Below are 17,014 nucleotides of genomic sequence, written 5' to 3'. Positions count from 1 at the left end.
TCGTTCACCTCCGGCCTAATAAACCCTGGACAGCCGCTTCTCGATGCGTTCCAGAATGAACGAGAACACAGTGCTCATTACCCAGTACATAGCGGCGATTCCAAGGAAGAAAGGCATATAGACATAATACTGGGCGATCAGCAGCTGCGCGGACCGCAGCAGCTCGGTTACGGTAATGGCCGACACCAGCGCCGTCTCTTTGAGCATGCCGATAAACGTGTTGCCCATCGGCGCAATGGCGATGCGGGCGGCCTGCGGCAGAATGATGCGCCGCATCGTCTGCCACGGCGTCATGCCTGTCGCATAGGCGGCTTCCGTCTGTCCCTTGGCGATCGACTGGATCGCGCCTCGGAACGTTTCGGACAGATAAGCGCCTACGTTAATGCTTAACGCCACATAAGCGGCGGTCAGCGGGCCGAGCGTCACCCCGTAATCAACAAGCCCGTAATAAACAATAAAAATCTGAACAAGCAGAGGCGTACCCCTGATGATCGAGACATAAGCGCGGGCCAGCCAGCGGATCGGCTTGTTTCCCTTCAGGCGGGCAATTGCGACCACCAGGCCGATAATCAGGCCGAAAAACATCGACACAACCGTAACCAGCAGCGTATAATAAGCGCCTTTAAGCAAGAAAGGCACGTTCTCCCATAAAAGGTTCATAGTCGTTTGAATCCCCTTTTGCTTCCTTGTTTAAGAAGACAAGGCCATGAGCAGAATGAGCATTCTCCATGGCCTTTGTCTGTTCAATTCTTACTCTGCCGGCGGCTCTTCGCCGAACCATTTTTTGAAGATCGTGTTATACGTTCCGTCCGACTTCATATCGGTCAGCGCCTGGTCAATAGCGGCCAGGAACTCCGGATTGTCCTTTCGTACGGCAACCCCTGCCTGGTCGGATTTGATCGCTTCGCCTACCGCTTTGATCTTGAAGCCGTTCTTATCGACGATTGGCTTCAAAGCGTACATGTTGTTGATGGTGGCGTCAATGCGGCCTGCGTTCAAATCCTGGAGGGAGGTGATGACATCGTCATACGTCTTGATCGTGAAATTGCCGACCTTCGGCAGCACTTCATTGCGCAGGTAGGATTCGTCGTTGGTGCCGAGGCCTACCCCGATATTTTTCCCTTTGAAATCCTCCAGCTTGGTAATCGAATTGTTGTCTTCCTTAACGATGACTTTCACTTCATTTGTAATATAAGGCTGGGAAAAATCAATCTGCTGCTTGCGTTCATCCGTAATCGTCACCTGGCTGATGATGGCGTCGATTTTGCCTGCCTGCAGGCTTGGAATCAGACCGGAGAATTCCTGCGCAGCAAACTCTACTTCAACGCCCAGGCGTTTACCGATTTCTTTGGCAATATCCGCGTCAAAGCCGTCGATTTCCTTGTCATCGTTCAGGAAGTTGTAAGGCGCATAAGTGCCCATAAGGCCTACCTTCATCACGCCGGCCTGCTTGATCTGGTTCAGCAGGTTGTCGGCGCTGCTGTCGCTGCTGCTTGCGCCCGCGCTGTCCGAAGAAGCATTTGAAGGCGCCGTGCTTGCAGCATTCTCCGCATTGTTATTGTTTGATCCGCATCCTGCAAGTGCCAGGACAACAAGCAGCAATGCCGATAAAGTCAGGAAGACCGGCTTCCGGGAAGTTTTGTTCTTAAGCATGATGTTCTCTCCTCTATCTCTTTATGATTTTTGAATAATAGCGGCGTTATACGCCAAGCAGACCGAAGAATTCAAACCGGGCTGTCTCGGCAGCCAGCTCGCCGGCCGTTTTGGAAGCAATTCCGCTGTCCGGAGGACCAAAGCCAAACAGCCAGCGCGAAATAACACCCTCAATTAAGCTCATGATCAGGCCCGCGCGGAATTCGGCATCAATTGGAGCCGGCAGCATGCCGAGCTCGATCGCTCTCCGGATGTTCTGGAGAAAGGCGTGCTCCATGGCCCCGCGGGTCTCCCCAATCGCTTTGCGGACGGGCTCGCTTGTCCCGCCTCCGCCGAGAAACAGCTCCATGAGATAGCGGTTATCCTCAGCGAACTGGAACAGCCTGCCCAGCATAGCTTCAGAGGCCTGCACCATATCCGGCACCGTTCCTGCCTCGCGCCGGTAGCCTTGGGCAATCAGGCCAAGCAGCTGATCGCGGCCTTCCTTTACAATTTCCAGAGCGATCGCTTCCTTGCTCTTGAAATACCAGTAGAATGTCCCCTGCGCCACACCGGCCTCGGCGACAATATCTGATATTTTGGTTGCATGATAGCCGTCCTTCGCGAACCGCCTGAGAGCAATCTGCAGGATATGCCTTCTGCGCTCGCTGCTGATTTGGGTATCCTTCTCTGCGTCCACTTGCTTTCCACCCCACTCGATTGACTAGTCAGTCGATTACGGTTTAAATCCTATCGGGTTTCTATGATATTGTCAAGCCTTTACCTTTGTCCTTCTTATTATTCAGGATTTGGGGGCTTCTTATGGTTAGATGAAAGGCGGGGGAGAATGGTTGTCGGAAGAAAATAAAGTTTTAGACTGGGTGTCCTTATTTCATGCGGATTCTAGAAAGTAATACCGTCAGACTTCATAAAATGAATTTTAGACTGCCCGTAGAAATTGAAACAGCGACAGCCAAGGACGAGAAAATAAAGTCCCAGACTGTCGCTGTTTCATTGAACTAACGTCTCCGATAGGTTAATGGAAAATTCAATTTGACTTCACTGCTTTATCTTAATTAAGCATTTCTTATTAGGGCAGTATACAATAACGACTTGTAAACTAGCTGCCCAGCTCTTACTTTCATATTCTTGTATTAACTTTATATAAGGTTTTTTATGAATGAGATTCCGTTTTTACAGATACTTTTGCTTTCAACGAAACTAGAAGTCCCAATAAACCTGCAAATAACATAATAATGAATTCTCCTCTAAATCCAGTGTACTCCACTAATGAACTAAATAGGGACAACCCTATGGTTCCTCCTGCAAAAGTTAGCATATTAAATATCCCGACTCCGACATTGAGTTGTTCTTTAGGTAAAACCAGAGTAACGGCAGCCATTGCAGAAGATTGCATCATTGCAAATCCTATACCTAATATCACTAAATCAATTGTCATGCTTACACTCCAGATATCCCCTGAAAATATCACCAACCCGAGAGCGCCTAGAGATGTAAATATCATTCCGAGTACCATAAACAACTTGCTTCCCAACCGATCAATATAATTACCTACAATTGGCGAGACAATCATGATAGTAATAGGCAGCAAGAATAGTGCTAAGCCGGTCTCTTTGGGACTATGATTATAAATCTCACTCCAATACAACGGTATAAGGAATAGAGAACCGTACAACATGGCCATTTGAAGAGCCCTACTTATCGAAATGCTGTTAAACGATACATTTTGAAATAACTGCAGCGGTATAAAAGGCGATTTAACACGCTTTTCCACTACAATAAATGCAATAAAAGAGACAATAGTTAGTACTGCGAAAATTCCATTCGATACAGAAAAGACTCCGGATTTGCTTGCAGCTGAAATAAGGAGCATTAGGAATATCATAAATGAGGAGAAGAAAATGGCTCCATAGAAATCAAACGATGTCTTCCCTGTTGATTTATCCTCTTTAGGTATGACAAACAACGTTGATAAGAAAGCTAAAATAGAAAGAGGAGCTACGATATAAAAAATGGAATGCCAGCCTAAATAATCTGTCAGAATCCCTCCCAGAGGAGCACCAATAGCAGTTGAACTAGCTACTACCATTCCTAGAATACCCATAGCCTTTCCACGTTCCTGCGCTTGAAAATGATGCGAAATAATAACCATAGCACAAGGAAGACAAGCAGAGATTGCAATACCTTGAAGTCCTCTAAAGATAATAAGCAACACTAGGCTATTTGTAATCCCACAAAGAAATGAGAAGACAGAAAATAATATCAAACTCCAGATGTATAGATTACGATTTCCAATAATCGCACCAATCTTACTTGCTAGAGGCATGAAAGTCGCAAATAACAAAGTATATATTGTAAGAATCCAAATTGAATTATTGACAGATGCCCCAAGGCTATTAGCAATAACGTTTACAGCTGTATTAGGCAAAACGGCTTCAAGATTCCCTACAAAAGCTCCTATAACAACGATCAGTAGAATCAAGTATTTATTCTTCATTAGTTTTCATCATCCTCTTTTAAATGCTCTACGAGCCGTCCAAGCAAGAGACTTAAGGTATGAATTTCTTGGTCGTCGTATATTTGATAGGCTTGAGCATTAAAATCATAGCGAGACTCTTTTAACTGCTCATAAACCTGGTGCCCATGTTCAGTTAATGTTGCAATTGTTCTTCTTTTATCCGCGGGATCTGGAGCTAAGGCTACAAGGTTAGATTGATGCAGACGATTAACCATACCCGTCATATTCTGTTTGGTGACAAGTGTTTCTTTTTTTAGTTCCCCAATAGAAATCTCACCCTTTCTGGAGATTGTGCTGAGGATAACCCATTGCTGTATGCTGCTAAGTCCAACATCGGCGACCATCTTTGCGCCATACCTGCTCAGCAGATTTGAAATCCTTAAAAAATCAAGGGTAATGTCTGTTTTTATATGATCCATATCCATCCTCCTTCTTATCTAGTCAATATATTGACCAAAATAGTCAATATATTGACTAAAACAAATATACTTTCTTATGTTGAAATAGTCAACCTGTTGACCTTTTTCTCTGTATCTCATTAAATTTATTTTCATTAGCTTAAACTGCCCGTTAGCTTATTGGGGCGATGCCACTCCTTTTAATCTGGGGATTGTCCGGAACCTGGGCAGGCTTGATTTTCATCCTAAAGTGACCTATATCGTCGGGGATAACGGGATGGGCAAGTCCACCCTGATGGAGGCCATTGCGGTTGCCTGGGGATTTAATCCGGAGGGCGGGACGATTAACTTTACTTTTTCGACCCGGTCAACGCACTCCAGCTTGTTTGAGCATATTCAATTAGTCAGAGGTCCTTACCGCCCGAAGGACGGCTTCTTCTTCCGCGCTGAGAGCTATTATAATTTGGCGTCAACCATTGATGATCTTGATCTTGAATATTCATTCGGACCCACGCTTAAACAAGCCTACGGCGGAAAATCCCTGCACGAGCAGTCCCACGGGGAGTCCTTCTTCTCGACCTTCCTGCACCGTTTTGGCGGGATGGGCTTATATATCCTGGACGAGCCTGAGGCCGCCCTGTCGCCGCTCCGGCAAATGTCGATGCTCGCCCGGATTCACGAGCTGGTCCGGCAGGGCTCACCGTTTATTATCTCCACCCATTCGCCCATCCTGATAGCCTACCCGGATTCGGTGATCTATAACCTTTCCAGCGAGGGGATCGAAATCCGGTCTCTAGAGAAAACGGACCACTATGTCATTATGAAAGAGTTCCTGAACAACAAGGACAAAATGCTTGGCCATTTATTTGAGGGATGAGGCGGAGCCGGAGTAGAAGCAGAGGCGGCAGAAGCGGATGAAAAAAATAAAGCGGACATAAGAAAAACGGGCCGGCTGCAGGCAGCCCGCCCTTCTCCCTAATTTATATCCGGTAAAAGCTCCGCGTGTTAGCTTCCAGCCGCAAACACGCTTCCTCATACGTCCAGCCGTGAATCTCCGCCCAGGCCCGGGCTGCGCTGTGAATCATGCGCGGATGTGTAGGCTGTCCCTCGAACGGTCCTTCAAACGGCCAGGGCCCGTCCGTTTCAGCCATCACAAGCTCAGGCGGATACATGTGTGCAAGCCCGCGGATCTCTTCCTCATAGAGGATGTCGGGTGTAAACGAAATAAAGTATCCCCGCTCCGCCATGCGGCGGACCGTCTTCTCCGGCCCTTTAAACCAGTGAAAATGCGCCCGCTCGATCCGGTGCTTCTCCAGCAGACCACAGACCACCTCCGCATCCTCGTACACAGCATGCAGTACCACCGGCTTGTCCAGCTCTGCGGCCAAAGCCAGAAACCGCTCCAGCACCTCGATGTACGGCTGGAGCTCAAAATGCTCTCCCGCCTGCTCCTTCTCAGAGCGGAGGTAATACGGGAGGCCGATTTCGCCGACGGCCGTCATGGCCCCGGCGTGCCGGCGGATCCACGCCAGCAGCCGGTCCAGCTCTGCGGCCGCCGGGACCGGCTGCTCCGGGTGAAAGCCGTAGGCCGGCTTCACCAGCGCCGGATAGCGGGCGGCCAGCTCCGCCGTGCGGAGGCACGACTCCAGATTCATGGACACGGCCACGAGTCCCTGAATCCCGTCCTTCTCCGCCTCCGCAGCCATGGCAGCGATGTCCTCATCGCTGTACTGCTCCAGATGGATATGCGCGTCGATCATCGCGCTGCGCCCCCTTCCTGCATCTTGCGCTGCTCCCCACGCATCAGTTCGGTCAGCTCACGGCGCAGACGCAGAAATTCCGGCTCCTCCGCCATCTCCGGGCGGCGCGGCCGGGCAAACGGGACCGTCAGCTCATGCAGCACCCGGGCCGGACGGCCGGACAGCAGGATGATCCGGTCCGACAGCAGCAGCGCCTCCTCGATGCTGTGCGTAATGAACAGCACCGAGCGGCGGTGCTTCTCCCACAGCTCCAGCAGCCAGTGCTGCATGTCGCTGCGCGTCAAAGCGTCCAGGGCGCTGAACGGTTCGTCCAGCGCCATCAGCTCCTGCGGGCTGAGCAGCCCCCGCAGGAAAGCCGCCCGCTGCTGCATCCCGCCGGACAGCATGTGCGGGTAAGCCTGCTCATAGCCGCCAAGCCCGGCTTTGAGCAGCCACTCGCGCGTCTGTTCCCGCGCTTCGCGGCGCGGCGTGCCGGCGATCTCCATGCCCAGCGCTACATTGTCCTGGATGGTGCGCCAGGGGAACAGCGCCGGCTGCTGCGGGACATACGCGATGTGCCCGCGCTGGCCGGTAATGTTCCGGCCGCGCAGCAGCACGCGGCCCGCGTCCGGCTCCGCGAGTCCGCCGATGAGGTGGAACAGCGTGCTTTTTCCGCTGCCGGAAGGCCCGACGATCGACACGAACTCGCCTTCAGCAACGGACAGGTTGATGCCGTCCAGCACCTGCACCGGACTCTGCCCCTCGCGGTACGTCTTGGTCAAGCCTGCGACCTCAAGGACCAGGGGACGAGCGGACTGCTGGCCGCTAATGCCGGCGTCTGCCCCGCTCCCGTGTATCCGTTCATGCTCCTCTGCTGGCATTATTCCTCCTCCTTCTCTTCAAATATCTATCCCAATCTCAGCGCATGACGTTTCTTTAATCAAATGCCGCCGGCATTCTAATGTCCTCGGCCTTAACGCCCGCTCTTCCGGGGCGGGCTGTACCGGGACAGCAGCCGCTCCACAGCCGCAACCGCGACAAACATCGCCAGGCTGATCGCCACGATAATCAATATCGCCACAAACACACGGTCCGTGCGGAACGTGGATTTCTGCATTTTCATATAGTAGCCGATGCCCTTCTCCGCACCGAGCCACTCCGAAATAATGGCGCCCATCACGCTGTATGTTGCGGAGATTTTCAGGCCGGACAGCAGGGAAGGAATCGCATACGGGAACTCCAGCTTGCGAAAAATCTGCCCCTTCGACGCGCCCGCCATCTCCATGTAATTCCGCATCACATGATCCGTCCGCGCCAGGCCGTCCATCGTGGCAACCGCTACCGGGAAGAAGCAGACCAGCGTAATGAGGATCAGCTTCGGCAGAATGCCAAAGCCAAACCAGATCATCAGCAGCGGCCCAAGCGCAATCGTGGGCACGTTCTGGCTCAGGATCAGCAGCGGATACAGCGCAGATTTGATGAAGGGAATCCGGTGCAGCAGCACGGCTACGAGCAGCCCGAAGACCGACCCGACCGCAAAGCCCTCGAGTGTCAGCCGAAGCGTCGCCTTCGTATCGTCCCACAGGCCGGAAGCGCCGGTGGCCGCCTCTTGCCCGATGTCGGAGGGGCTGGGGAGAATCCATTTTTCCACTTGAAAAAGATCTACCGCCATCTCCCACGCCAGCAAAAAGAAGAGGACCGCCACAAGGGGCGGCCACACGCTTTTCCAAACGGCTCTTACCGGATTCATGGGCGGTACTTCTCCGTCAGCTTATCCATGCTGACCCCATCCGGGTTGTACAGAATTTTGACCTGGGAGATGATGCTGCCGCTGCCAAACTCATGCACCGCCTCGTTCATTCGGCGCACGATGTCCAGCAGCTCGGCGAGCTCGCCTTCCATCGTCGTCTCCAGCGCGTTCACCTGATGCTTGACGCCGGACGTCTGAATGACCTCAATCGCGCGGTCGACATAAGGAATGACATCTTCGCCGTTTGGCGTTTTGGGAATGATTTGGATGCTCAAAAGTGCGTTTGCCAATGGGGGTTCCTCGCTTTCGGGTGGAGTGAAAAAAGGGACAAATGAGACCTGGCTAGGTGCAAAGAACTGGGGAGTTATGCCCTCTCATGGCTGCGATCCGAATGTCTTACGACCGCTGTTGTTTTTGTAATTGCAGAATTGATATGAATTAGGTTGATCCCGCTCATTTGTACTTTTTAGGGGTGTAACATTTAGGAGATGGATCGCTCTAAATCGCGAGCCATCTCGGGATAGAACTACTGTTATCTATTACCCAAACCTCAAGACTCCGGCAAAAAGTCGTTCGTGAACGCCTTGGAAGCGTCCAGCGGCTTGTCGAGCAGCTTGCGTTCGTACATCCAGTTGGCGTAACCGGTCCAGACGGACTCCTTCTGCTCGCCCCAGCGCGCGGCGTCGTCCTGGTAGCGCGGGCTCAGCCATTCCTGGCTGGCCTTGACCAGCTTCGGATCGAGGTCCGGCACGGCTTTGATCAGGATGTCGGCGGCTTCGTCCGGATGGGCGATCGCGTACTGATAGCCTTTGGACGTTGCTCTCATGAACGCTTTAACCAGATCGGGGTTCTGCTGGATTTCTTGTTCGTTGGTGGCGATAACCGGGGTGTAGTAATCCAGATCCTTCGAATAATCCTTCACATACATCATATCCAGCTTCTCGCCGCGCAGCTCGGCCTCAATGCCGGTCCAGGCGTAATAAATCCAGGCAAAATCAACATCCCGCTTCACAGCCGTAAAATAATCCGCGTCGCCTATATTGATAATCTTCACCTTGTTCACATCGGCGCCCTGCAGATCCATGATCGACTTCATGACGGCTTCTTCAACCGGGGAGCCCCAGCCGCCGTATTTTTTGCCTTCAAAGTCCTTCGGCGATTTGATATTCCGGTCAGCCGGAGCCGCAAAGCCGGAGGTGTTATGCTGAATGACCGCCGCAATCGAGACGAGCGGTACGCCCTGGGTCTGCGCCTGCGTGATGCTCTCCTGGTAGCTGATGCCAAACGGCACTGCATCGGAAGCGATCATCGCATCTGCGCCGCCTTCATCCGGCTGCACGATGTCCACGTTCAGGCCCTCTTCCTTGTAATAGCCCAGCTCCTGGGCCACATACAGGCCGGTGTGGTTGGTGTTCGGCGTCCAGTCGAGCACGACCTTGACGTCCTTCAGCTCTTTAGAATCTGTGGTAGACTGTGCGCTGTCAGCGCTGCCTGCAGTGCTGGCAGAGGACACGCTTCCCTCCGGCGCCGCACTTCCTGCCGCGTTATTGCCTCCGCTGGTACCGCAGCCTGCCACCGCTGTCAGCAGCAGCGCAGTGAGCATAAATGCACCTAATTTCTTTGCTTTCATGATGAACCGTTCCCCCTTATTCTGTTCCCGCTTTGTAAGGAAACCTGTTCTTGCGCAGGAGCTGCCAAGGAAATTCAGCAGACAGCCATAAAAAAAGGCGCCCGTCCAGGGCGCCTGCATCTTGTCAATGGGTATAACCATCAAATTGACAGTAGCTTTTTCCTACGCTGGCATTATCCAGATCAGGTTTAAGGGTCAGCGTCTACTCGGGACGCACTCTCAGCCGGCCTTCTCCAGCTCCCCATCATTATGAAATTGCGGTTTATTCAACAAATATTATAGTCTTAACCCGTGAACGCTGTCTATAGCGTCTTTAATCTGGCGGCTTCCAGCTATTTTACGTCGTAGCCCTGGTCCTCAATCGCTTCCTTGATCGCTTCAAGAGCCACTTTGCTTTCGTCAAACGTAACTTCAACCTTCTTCGCTGCAAGGTCTACCTTGCCGGCTGCGCCAGCTTCCTGAACCGCTCCCTCCACCGCTTTCACGCAGTGATTGCAGGACATGCCTTCGACATTCAAAGTTACTGTAGTCATTGTGAAAAATCCTCCTTAAATAATAGTTATTTATTTCATCAGCTTGTTGATCGTAATGAGCAGCTCGTCGACGACCTCGGTCTCCCCGGTCTGAATCCGTTCCACAATACAGCTCTTCATATGGCCTTCAAGCAGCAGCCTGCCCACACTGTTCAGGGCCGACTGTACGGCTGCGATCTGGTTCAGCACATCGTCGCAGTAAGTGTCCTTCTCAATCATGCCTTTAATGCCGCGGATTTGGCCTTCGATCCGGTTCAGGCGGGCAACCAGCCTGCCCTTCATCTCTTCGGAGTGGTGGCTGTGCCGCCCGCTCTGCCCATGCTCCGTTCCGCAATGGCAGCCATGCTCCGTCTGCTGCTCCATGTGCTGCTCCATCTGTGGTTCTGGCTGTTGTTCTGGCTGTTGTTCCTTCTGCGAAGGAGATCCGCTTATTTCTGCCATGGACTTCACTCCTTAATAGCCGCTTTGATCTTCTATCTTCGGTTTAACACCTTTATTGTAGCATACCCCTATAGGGTATTCAATCCTCTTTCCGGCAGCTGCCCCTTGTTAGGAAAAAGGCAGAAGCTGGGCATGCTAGGCATGACAAGCCTCTCCCAATCTTTCACAGGATCGACACAGCTCTTCTTAAATTTAAAATAGTCATAGCCCGTTAAGGTCATGATTTGTCCGGCACACCATGTTAAATTGGAAAAATAAGCACCTGAGAAGGTAGGTTTTGCTTCATGGTTAAAAAATATGTTACCGGCGGATCAGCCGCCTTACTTGTTTTGCTTCTGCTGCAGCTGCTGTTTCCGGCAGCCGGCTTGGCGCATGCCTATATCGTCAAATCCGATCCAGCCTCGGGCCAGACGCTGCAGAGCGCGCCCGCACAGGTGCACCTGCTGTTCAGCGAGGCTATTGATCCCTCCTTCTATACCTTGAATGTCATGAACGATAAAGGGACAACCGTCTCAACCGGCAAGGCCGCCATCGATGCGGACAACCCTGCGGGCTTGTCAGTCCAGCTGCAGCCGTCCCTGCCGGACGGCGTGTACATCGCCCACTGGCGGGTCGTTTCCGGCGACGGCCATCCGGTGGCCGGCACGGTTCCCTTCGCCGTAGGCGAAGCGGCCAGCAGCAAGGCCGCCGCCCTCGCTTCCGGCTCCGCGGCCGCCAGCCCCGGAGCCGACCAGGTCATCATCCGCTGGGTGCTGTACAGCGGACTCATGCTGCTGGCGGGAAGCCTGGCGTTCCCGCTGTGGATCTTCCCGCGGGCTTACCGCCCGCGGGCATTCGAGCAGCAGAGCTTCCGCCTGCTGCTGCTGGCCGGCTCCATCCTCGCCGGCCTTGGGGTGCTGCTCAGCCTGCCGCTGCAGATCCGGCTGGACACCGGTGCCAGCTGGATGAACCTCTGGCAGGGAGAATGGTTCCGGCAGACGCTGAAGGACGGCTCGTTCGGCACCATCTGGTGGGTGCAGAGCCTGCTGCTGCTGCCGCTGGCCTTTCTCGTCTACGCGCTCTGGTCGCGTGACTACGTGAACCGCCGCCGGATGCTGGGCATCCTGGCCTTGGTCAACGCCGCTGCCATTGCGGCGCTCAAGGCCGCTCTCGGCCATCCGGCAACGGCTCCGTCCCGCCTGGCGGCCAGCGCGGCGGACTTTCTGCACCTGGCAGCCGCCTCCGTCTGGGTCGGCGGCCTGCTGGTGCTGGCCTTCGTGCTGCCGAAAGCCGCAGCACGGGATGAAAGCGGCACGCTGTACCCCGAGACGGTGCGCCGGTTCACGGACACCGGGTCCATCAGCGCTGTCGTGCTGCTGTTCAGCGGCATTTACGGCAGCCTGATTTATCTGCCGGACCTGAACGCGCTGTTTCAGACCGCATACGGCTGGACCTTGATCGCCAAAACCGGCCTGCTGCTGGCGATGCTGACCTTCGCCCTGTTCAACTTCCGACGCGGCAGACGGAATCAGCGGCTGGGCGCGGGCATCAAGCTCGAATGGGCGGCCGGGATCGCCGTGCTGGTCCTCGCTGCCGTGCTGACCAATCTGTCGCCGGGAGAGCCGAAGGGCGGCCCTGTCCAGCATTCTGATAAAGCGGAGTCCGGCTACACCACCTTGATTGACGTCACGCCCGCCGTGGTCGGGAACAATCATTTTAAAGCGACAGTGACCGACGCGGACGGCCAGCCGGCCGAGGTTCAGCAGATTACGATGAAGCTGACCTCGCTTGAGATGGACATGGGGGTCATCGAGGTCAATCTGACCGATGCCAGCCAGCTGGAGGCCGATGCCCTCGTCACGATGCCCGGCCGCTGGCGCGCCAGCTACCATGTATTGTTGAAATCGCTGGATTCGTTCGACGGAAGCTTTACGTTTGAGGCCGCCGCGCCTTAACGGCGGCTGGCTGCGTGAGAACCGCGGATTGCGGGAATCCCATTTTTGATAAAGGAGTACTTGAATGATAATCGTTAAAAAATCCCTGCGGCTTGCTTCCATCCCGGCCGCCATGCTGGCCTTCCTCCTCCTGTTCGGAGGCCTGGCAAGCGCGCATGTTACAGTAAAACCATCAGAATCGGCACCAGAGGCCTGGGAGACCTACACCATGAAAGTGCCGAATGAGAAGGACATCCCTACGGTAAAAGTAACCCTCAAGGTGCCTGAACAGGCCGAGCTGGAGCAGTATCAGCCGGTTCCGGGCTGGACGGCGGCCACCGCGAAGGATGACAGCGGCCGCATCAAGACGATTACCTGGGAAGCTGCAGCAGGCGGCGGGATCGAGGCCGGCCAGTTCCAGCAGTTCAGCTTTGTCGCCAAGAATCCGTCTGCCGAAGGCGAGCTGGCCTGGGACGCGTACCAATATTACAGCGACGGAACGGTCGTCGAATGGACCGGAGATGAGGATGCCGAGTCGCCGCACTCCATCACCACCATCACATCGGCCCCGGCGGGCGAAGCCGCCGGCACAGCAGGCACGGACAGCCCCGCCAGCAGCAGCACGGACAGCGGCGCAGCAGCTTCGGATACCGCAGCCGATGACAGCGGCTCCTCCAGCAGCGTATTGGAAACCCTCACGCTGGTCATCAGCATCATCTCGCTTCTGGCAGCACTGGCCGCCTTGTGGCTGACGATCCGGAGCGGACGGCGCAAAGCCTGATTTGCAGCAAAAAGGCAGATTCAACTTATCCGAGGCGGCCGTTGCGGCCAGCCTTCCGGACTTGAATCTGCCTTTATTTTTATCAGCGAATATGAGCTTACCCCTGCACCAGCTTCTTCAGCTTGCCGTTTAACCATGCCGCTTCCGTAAGCGCACGTTCATCGTTCTGAATATCCCCTGGCTTTGACGCCTGGCCGATCAGATAGCCTTCAAGCGGCATTCCCACAAAATCAAAGGTATACTTCAGCTGCTCAATGAGCGGCAGAGCCTTGATGCGCGGATTGTCCCCGCCGGCGGTGATTACGAACGCCTTTTTCTGAGCCATCAGCGCCTTAAAGTCAAATCGGGTATCCCGCAGACTCTGCGACCAGCGGTCGATCATGTTCTTGAGCAGCCCCGATACGCTGTACCAGTAAACCGGCGTCACAAACACGAGGATGTCATGCGCCAGCACCTCTTGGATAACGGCGTCATAGTCGTCCTCCACCGGCTGGAAGCCGCCCGGGGAGTGGCGCTGGTCCACGATCGGCAGAATCTTTTTCTCCCGTAATACAATCTCCTTGTACTCCAGTCCCTCAAGCGCAAGGCGGGTCAGCTGCTCGGTGTTGCCGCCCTCCCGTCCGCTGCCGTTGATGACCGCTATACTCATATCAGTCACTCCCTCATTCATCATTTCTTAGATTTCTCCATCCAGGCACTCTTATTGTTATACGGCGGATAACGCTGTTTCAGACTATATTTTACCAAAACATACACCAATCTGCTCATGCCTCCCCCTCTCCGGGACCGAGCCGCACCCCCGACCAAGGTCCAGACGATAAACCGTCTTCGGGCCGTTTTGAGCAGAATGCAGAAAGGCTATGATTAGAACATAACAAAACGAACGAGAAAGCGAGTGAATGAGGAATGAGTAAATTGTACCGTTCCAGAAAAGATAAGAAACTTTCCGGCTTGTGCGGCGGCCTTGCCCAGTGGCTCGGCTTTGACGCAACGATTATCCGTCTGGCTGTTGTGATTGCCGCGTTTTGCAGCTTTGGCGCCGTGGTGGCTCTTTATCTGATCGCCAGTCTCCTCGTGCCCGATGAACCAGCAGGCTGGTATGACATTGATGATTCCTACTACTCCAAATACTAGGCAATAAAGGCATTAGACAATCACTTCCAAAACCCTTTCAAGGAGAGATGAACATGAGTTTATTTGATCGTATCGCCAACATTACCAAAGCAACCTTGCATGAGGCCCTGAACAAGCTGGAGGACCCAGTGGTCATGACCGGACAGTATCTGCGCAACCTTGAAGAAGAGCTGGACGATGCAAAAAGCGAGCTGGCCGCGGCCAAAGCCTCGGCACGCCTGCTGCAGGCCCAGCGCGAGGAAGCCGGGCGCCAGACGGCGCTGCATGAGCAGCACGCGCTGAACGCAATAAAGGCCGGGGATGAGCTGACAGCCCGCCGCGCAGTAGAAGCCAAGCTGCACTACAGCGAGCAGGCTTCCCGCCTGGCTGCTGAAGAGGATGCCGTCAAGCGCCGTATTGCCGAGCTAGAGCTGCAGCTGGAGATGGGCGAAGAGGAATTGGAGCGTTTGAAGAAGAAACGCGAAGAGCTTGCCGAACGCGCCCGTAAAGCATCCGAGCTGAAAGCCTCCGCGCGCCCTCAATTCACCCGCGGCTTGGAAACCGGCGCTGCTGCCCGCGGATTCGAGCGCATGGAAGAGAAGATCAACGGCTGGGAGGCTTCCGCCGCTGCCCGGGGCTCCGTCGGCGGCCATCCCGCTTCATCCTCAAGAGTGGATGAGGAGATCGCCCGCCTGCAGGGGAAAATGAACGCGTCGGATTCCGGCGGAGAAGCCGGCAGCAAGTAATTCAAGTCACGCAAGTCATGCAAGTCACGCAAGTCATGCAAGTCACGCAAGTCATGCAAGTCACGCAAGTCATGCAAGTCACGCAAGTTATTCAAGTAAGCATGCAAGTCATGCAAGCCGTACTGCTAAGCTGCCAACGTTTAGCATAAAGCGAAGGACGGCCGGAGGAATCCCCCTCCAGCCGTCCTGAAGCACAAAGAGGCCCGGTCAAGGAATCCCCCTTGACCGGGCCTCTTATTTTTCTTGCTGTACTCAGCTATTTAACTATTCAGAAGAGGCCGCATCAGCCCTTCTTCTTCTCCTTAAACAGCTCGCCTACAGCGCCAAGGCTGCCAAGCGTTTCCACCGCGTTGGAAGGGATAAACACCTTGTTGGCCGGACCTCTGGCCACTTCCTCGAGCGCCTCGAAGGAGCGGTAGGCCAGCACCGTTTCGTCCAGCCCCGCGCTGCGGAGCAGCTCGATCCGCTGCTTCTCGGCAGCCGCTACGGCTTCAATCGCCTTCGCCTGGCCGAGCGCTTCCAGCTCCTGCGCCTGGCGCAGACCTTCCGCTTCGCGGATGCGCGCTTCCTTGTCGCCTTCGGCTTTGAGGATTTTACTCTGCTTATCCCCTTCCGCGCGCAGGATCATGTCCTGCTTCGCCGCTTCCGCTTCCAGCACGATCGCGCGTTTATTCCGCTCGGCCTTCATCTGCTTATCCATTGATTCCTGGATGTCTGTTGGCGGCTGGATGTCGATGACTTCGACCCGCTCAATGCGGACGCCCCATTTTTCCGTGGCTTCGTCCAGCGCGATGCGGATCTCGTTGGAGATTTTTTCCCGGCCGGACAGCGTCTCATCCAGCTCCAGCTTGCCGATAATCTGCCGCATGGTTGCGGTGGAGATGTTGCGCACCCCGTATACATAATCGGAAATGCCGTATGTCGCCTGCTCAGGATTCACAACCTGGTAGAAAATGATCGAGTCGATCTGCACCTGCACGTTATCTTTCGTAATAACCGTCTGCGGCGGCACGTTCGCCTGCTGAATCCGCAAATCGTGGTACACCCTTACCTGGTCAATAACCGGAATTAGAATGTTAAGGCCCGGGTTCAGCAAACGGTTAAATTTACCGAGACGTTCAACGACGCCAACCCGCTGTTGGGGAACAACCTTAACGGTTAATGCGATAAAGGCGACGACCACAACCAGAATGACAACAATAATAACCCACTGCATCTCTAAATCTCCTCCCATTTCACTACTTCAACTCGGGTACTGCTCATCTTCATCACCCTCACACGTTCCTCCTTGCCCAAGAACACCGGAGCCGTGGCACTCCAGGTATCCCCGCCGATCTTCACGATGCCGTAATGTCCCGGTTCGATCGGTTCAATGACGATTCCCTGCCTGCCGATCAGCTCGGTTCCCGGATCTTCATATCCCCGCGAGCTGCGCAGCCGGCGTGAAAGAGGCTTGGTAAAGACCGTCAGCACGAGAGCCACTATACTGCCTGCGATCACCTGCAGCAGCACCAGGTCCGGAGCCGCCAGGGAGACCAGAAGCGCTGTCACCGCTCCGATACAGATCCACAATAAATAGAACGTAAGCGTGAACATTTCCAGAACGAGCAGCACTCCCGCCGCGATCAGCCAAATCACCCATGCATGCATAGGGCAGATTCACCACCTTTTGTCAGCTTGAATTCAGCTTATATTCAGTATATACGGATACATGTGATGTTAGGTAGCAAATTTGTCGCAACTTTAGGACATGAAAAATACCCCGCTTCACCAATCGGCAAAACGGGGCATTTCGAAGA

At 54.2% G+C, this 17,014-nt stretch carries 20 protein-coding genes and 1 riboswitch; of the genes, 5 read left to right on the top strand and 15 right to left on the bottom strand.

Annotated features, from left to right (window positions below; genetic code table 11):
• Positions 1–15 precede the first annotated feature (15 nt).
• The 5 genes from FCN15_RS11295 to FCN15_RS11275 all read right to left on the bottom strand — a co-directional run bounded on the left by FCN15_RS11295 (position 16) and on the right by FCN15_RS11275 (position 4,590).
• The gene (locus FCN15_RS11295) at positions 16–660 is read right to left on the bottom strand and encodes an amino acid ABC transporter permease (RefSeq protein WP_138495120.1); all 645 of its coding nucleotides are present in this window, start codon (positions 658–660) and stop codon (positions 16–18) included.
• Positions 661–750: 90 nt separating this feature from the next.
• The gene (locus tag FCN15_RS11290; RefSeq protein ID WP_138495119.1) at positions 751–1,653 is read right to left on the bottom strand and encodes a substrate-binding periplasmic protein; all 903 of its coding nucleotides are present in this window, start codon (positions 1,651–1,653) and stop codon (positions 751–753) included.
• A gap of 46 nt (positions 1,654–1,699) precedes the next feature.
• Positions 1,700–2,332 carry a TetR/AcrR family transcriptional regulator gene (locus FCN15_RS11285; RefSeq protein WP_138495118.1) on the bottom strand — a complete coding sequence of 211 codons (633 nt, stop codon included), beginning with the start codon at positions 2,330–2,332 and terminating at the stop codon, positions 1,700–1,702.
• A gap of 474 nt (positions 2,333–2,806) precedes the next feature.
• Complete coding sequence (locus FCN15_RS11280; RefSeq protein ID WP_138495117.1) at positions 2,807–4,150, bottom strand: DHA2 family efflux MFS transporter permease subunit; 1,344 nt, start codon at positions 4,148–4,150, stop codon at positions 2,807–2,809.
• A complete protein-coding gene (locus tag FCN15_RS11275; RefSeq protein ID WP_162515347.1) occupies positions 4,150–4,590 on the bottom strand; it encodes a MarR family winged helix-turn-helix transcriptional regulator in 441 nt (146 codons plus the stop codon). Before FCN15_RS11275 ends, FCN15_RS11280 begins: the two co-directional genes overlap by 1 nt.
• A gap of 118 nt (positions 4,591–4,708) precedes the next feature.
• Here FCN15_RS11275 and FCN15_RS11270 point away from each other — a divergent pair, with 118 nt between their 5' ends.
• Positions 4,709–5,446, top strand: a complete 738-nt coding sequence (locus FCN15_RS11270) for an AAA family ATPase (RefSeq protein ID WP_420819570.1) — start codon at positions 4,709–4,711, stop codon at positions 5,444–5,446.
• A gap of 103 nt (positions 5,447–5,549) precedes the next feature.
• On the opposite strand, the gene FCN15_RS11265 is transcribed toward FCN15_RS11270, so the two are convergent.
• The 7 genes from FCN15_RS11265 to FCN15_RS11235 form a co-directional block, all read right to left on the bottom strand.
• Complete coding sequence (locus FCN15_RS11265) at positions 5,550–6,329, bottom strand: TatD family hydrolase (RefSeq protein ID WP_138495114.1); 780 nt, start codon at positions 6,327–6,329, stop codon at positions 5,550–5,552.
• Positions 6,326–7,189: an ABC transporter ATP-binding protein gene (locus FCN15_RS11260; protein ID WP_138495113.1), complete on the bottom strand. Its 864-nt coding sequence runs from the start codon at positions 7,187–7,189 to the stop codon at positions 6,326–6,328. Before FCN15_RS11260 ends, FCN15_RS11265 begins: the two co-directional genes overlap by 4 nt.
• A 92-nt stretch (positions 7,190–7,281) precedes the next feature.
• Positions 7,282–8,058 carry an ABC transporter permease gene (locus FCN15_RS11255; protein ID WP_138495112.1) on the bottom strand — a complete coding sequence of 259 codons (777 nt, stop codon included), beginning with the start codon at positions 8,056–8,058 and terminating at the stop codon, positions 7,282–7,284.
• On the bottom strand, positions 8,055–8,348 hold the full coding sequence (locus FCN15_RS11250; protein ID WP_138495111.1) for a thiamine-binding protein: 294 nt from the start codon (positions 8,346–8,348) through the stop codon (positions 8,055–8,057). Before FCN15_RS11250 ends, FCN15_RS11255 begins: the two co-directional genes overlap by 4 nt.
• 260 nt (positions 8,349–8,608) lie before the next feature.
• Positions 8,609–9,688 (bottom strand): ABC transporter substrate-binding protein, encoded by a 1,080-nt coding sequence (locus FCN15_RS11245; RefSeq protein WP_138495110.1) that lies wholly within the window; start codon positions 9,686–9,688, stop codon positions 8,609–8,611.
• Positions 9,689–9,830: 142 nt separating this feature from the next.
• Positions 9,831–9,942, bottom strand: a riboswitch (TPP riboswitch).
• A 78-nt stretch (positions 9,943–10,020) separates the two neighbouring features.
• Positions 10,021–10,221 carry a copper chaperone CopZ gene (gene copZ / locus FCN15_RS11240; RefSeq protein WP_138495109.1) on the bottom strand — a complete coding sequence of 67 codons (201 nt, stop codon included), beginning with the start codon at positions 10,219–10,221 and terminating at the stop codon, positions 10,021–10,023.
• A 30-nt stretch (positions 10,222–10,251) separates the two neighbouring features.
• The gene (locus tag FCN15_RS11235; protein WP_203232130.1) at positions 10,252–10,584 is read right to left on the bottom strand and encodes a metal-sensitive transcriptional regulator; all 333 of its coding nucleotides are present in this window, start codon (positions 10,582–10,584) and stop codon (positions 10,252–10,254) included.
• Between the two features lie 362 nt (positions 10,585–10,946).
• Here FCN15_RS11235 and FCN15_RS11230 point away from each other — a divergent pair, with 362 nt between their 5' ends.
• A complete protein-coding gene (locus FCN15_RS11230) occupies positions 10,947–12,596 on the top strand; it encodes a copper resistance CopC/CopD family protein (protein WP_138495108.1) in 1,650 nt (549 codons plus the stop codon).
• A gap of 64 nt (positions 12,597–12,660) precedes the next feature.
• Positions 12,661–13,356, top strand: a complete 696-nt coding sequence (locus FCN15_RS11225) for a YcnI family copper-binding membrane protein (protein WP_138495107.1) — start codon at positions 12,661–12,663, stop codon at positions 13,354–13,356.
• 97 nt (positions 13,357–13,453) lie between these two features.
• On the opposite strand, the gene FCN15_RS11220 is transcribed toward FCN15_RS11225, so the two are convergent.
• Entirely contained in the window at positions 13,454–14,005 is a 552-nt protein-coding gene (locus tag FCN15_RS11220; RefSeq protein WP_138495106.1) for a flavodoxin family protein, read from the bottom strand.
• 257 nt (positions 14,006–14,262) lie between these two features.
• Between FCN15_RS11220 and FCN15_RS11215 the strand changes: the two genes are divergently transcribed.
• Positions 14,263–14,490, top strand: a complete 228-nt coding sequence (locus tag FCN15_RS11215; RefSeq protein ID WP_138495105.1) for a PspC domain-containing protein — start codon at positions 14,263–14,265, stop codon at positions 14,488–14,490.
• A 53-nt stretch (positions 14,491–14,543) separates the two neighbouring features.
• Positions 14,544–15,215 (top strand): PspA/IM30 family protein, encoded by a 672-nt coding sequence (locus FCN15_RS11210; RefSeq protein WP_162515346.1) that lies wholly within the window; start codon positions 14,544–14,546, stop codon positions 15,213–15,215.
• Between the two features lie 283 nt (positions 15,216–15,498).
• On the opposite strand, the gene FCN15_RS11205 is transcribed toward FCN15_RS11210, so the two are convergent.
• Positions 15,499–16,431, bottom strand: a complete 933-nt coding sequence (locus tag FCN15_RS11205) for an SPFH domain-containing protein (RefSeq protein ID WP_138495103.1) — start codon at positions 16,429–16,431, stop codon at positions 15,499–15,501.
• A 2-nt stretch (positions 16,432–16,433) separates the two neighbouring features.
• Positions 16,434–16,865 (bottom strand): NfeD family protein, encoded by a 432-nt coding sequence (locus FCN15_RS11200; RefSeq protein WP_138495102.1) that lies wholly within the window; start codon positions 16,863–16,865, stop codon positions 16,434–16,436.
• Between the last annotated feature and the right edge of the window lie 149 nt (positions 16,866–17,014).

The organism is Paenibacillus pinistramenti, assembly GCF_005869875.1.
Lineage (GTDB): Bacteria > Bacillota > Bacilli > Paenibacillales > Paenibacillaceae > Fontibacillus > Fontibacillus pinistramenti.
Note: the sequence above shows the minus strand (reverse complement) of the source record. Positions and strands in the feature narration are given on the sequence as shown.

Excerpts from the sequence above, each read along its gene's own strand:
- copZ (WP_138495109.1), bottom strand. The coding sequence starts at position 10,221 with ATGACTACAGTAACTTTGAATGTCGAAGGCATGTCCTGCAATCACTGC.
- FCN15_RS11210 (WP_162515346.1), top strand. The coding sequence starts at position 14,544 with ATGAGTTTATTTGATCGTATCGCCAACATTACCAAAGCAACCTTGCAT.
- FCN15_RS11225 (WP_138495107.1), top strand. The coding sequence starts at position 12,661 with ATGATAATCGTTAAAAAATCCCTGCGGCTTGCTTCCATCCCGGCCGCC.
- FCN15_RS11295 (WP_138495120.1), bottom strand. The coding sequence starts at position 660 with ATGAACCTTTTATGGGAGAACGTGCCTTTCTTGCTTAAAGGCGCTTAT.
- FCN15_RS11245 (WP_138495110.1), bottom strand. The coding sequence starts at position 9,688 with ATGAAAGCAAAGAAATTAGGTGCATTTATGCTCACTGCGCTGCTGCTG.
- FCN15_RS11260 (WP_138495113.1), bottom strand. The coding sequence starts at position 7,189 with ATGCCAGCAGAGGAGCATGAACGGATACACGGGAGCGGGGCAGACGCC.
- FCN15_RS11265 (WP_138495114.1), bottom strand. The coding sequence starts at position 6,329 with ATGATCGACGCGCATATCCATCTGGAGCAGTACAGCGATGAGGACATC.
- FCN15_RS11235 (WP_203232130.1), bottom strand. The coding sequence starts at position 10,584 with ATGGAGCAGCAGACGGAGCATGGCTGCCATTGCGGAACGGAGCATGGG.
- FCN15_RS11290 (WP_138495119.1), bottom strand. The coding sequence starts at position 1,653 with ATGCTTAAGAACAAAACTTCCCGGAAGCCGGTCTTCCTGACTTTATCG.
- FCN15_RS11275 (WP_162515347.1), bottom strand. The coding sequence starts at position 4,590 with ATGGATCATATAAAAACAGACATTACCCTTGATTTTTTAAGGATTTCA.
- FCN15_RS11215 (WP_138495105.1), top strand. The coding sequence starts at position 14,263 with ATGAGTAAATTGTACCGTTCCAGAAAAGATAAGAAACTTTCCGGCTTG.
- FCN15_RS11280 (WP_138495117.1), bottom strand. The coding sequence starts at position 4,150 with ATGAAGAATAAATACTTGATTCTACTGATCGTTGTTATAGGAGCTTTT.
- FCN15_RS11205 (WP_138495103.1), bottom strand. The coding sequence starts at position 16,431 with ATGCAGTGGGTTATTATTGTTGTCATTCTGGTTGTGGTCGTCGCCTTT.
- FCN15_RS11230 (WP_138495108.1), top strand. The coding sequence starts at position 10,947 with ATGGTTAAAAAATATGTTACCGGCGGATCAGCCGCCTTACTTGTTTTG.
- FCN15_RS11255 (WP_138495112.1), bottom strand. The coding sequence starts at position 8,058 with ATGAATCCGGTAAGAGCCGTTTGGAAAAGCGTGTGGCCGCCCCTTGTG.
- FCN15_RS11200 (WP_138495102.1), bottom strand. The coding sequence starts at position 16,865 with ATGCATGCATGGGTGATTTGGCTGATCGCGGCGGGAGTGCTGCTCGTT.
- FCN15_RS11220 (WP_138495106.1), bottom strand. The coding sequence starts at position 14,005 with ATGAGTATAGCGGTCATCAACGGCAGCGGACGGGAGGGCGGCAACACC.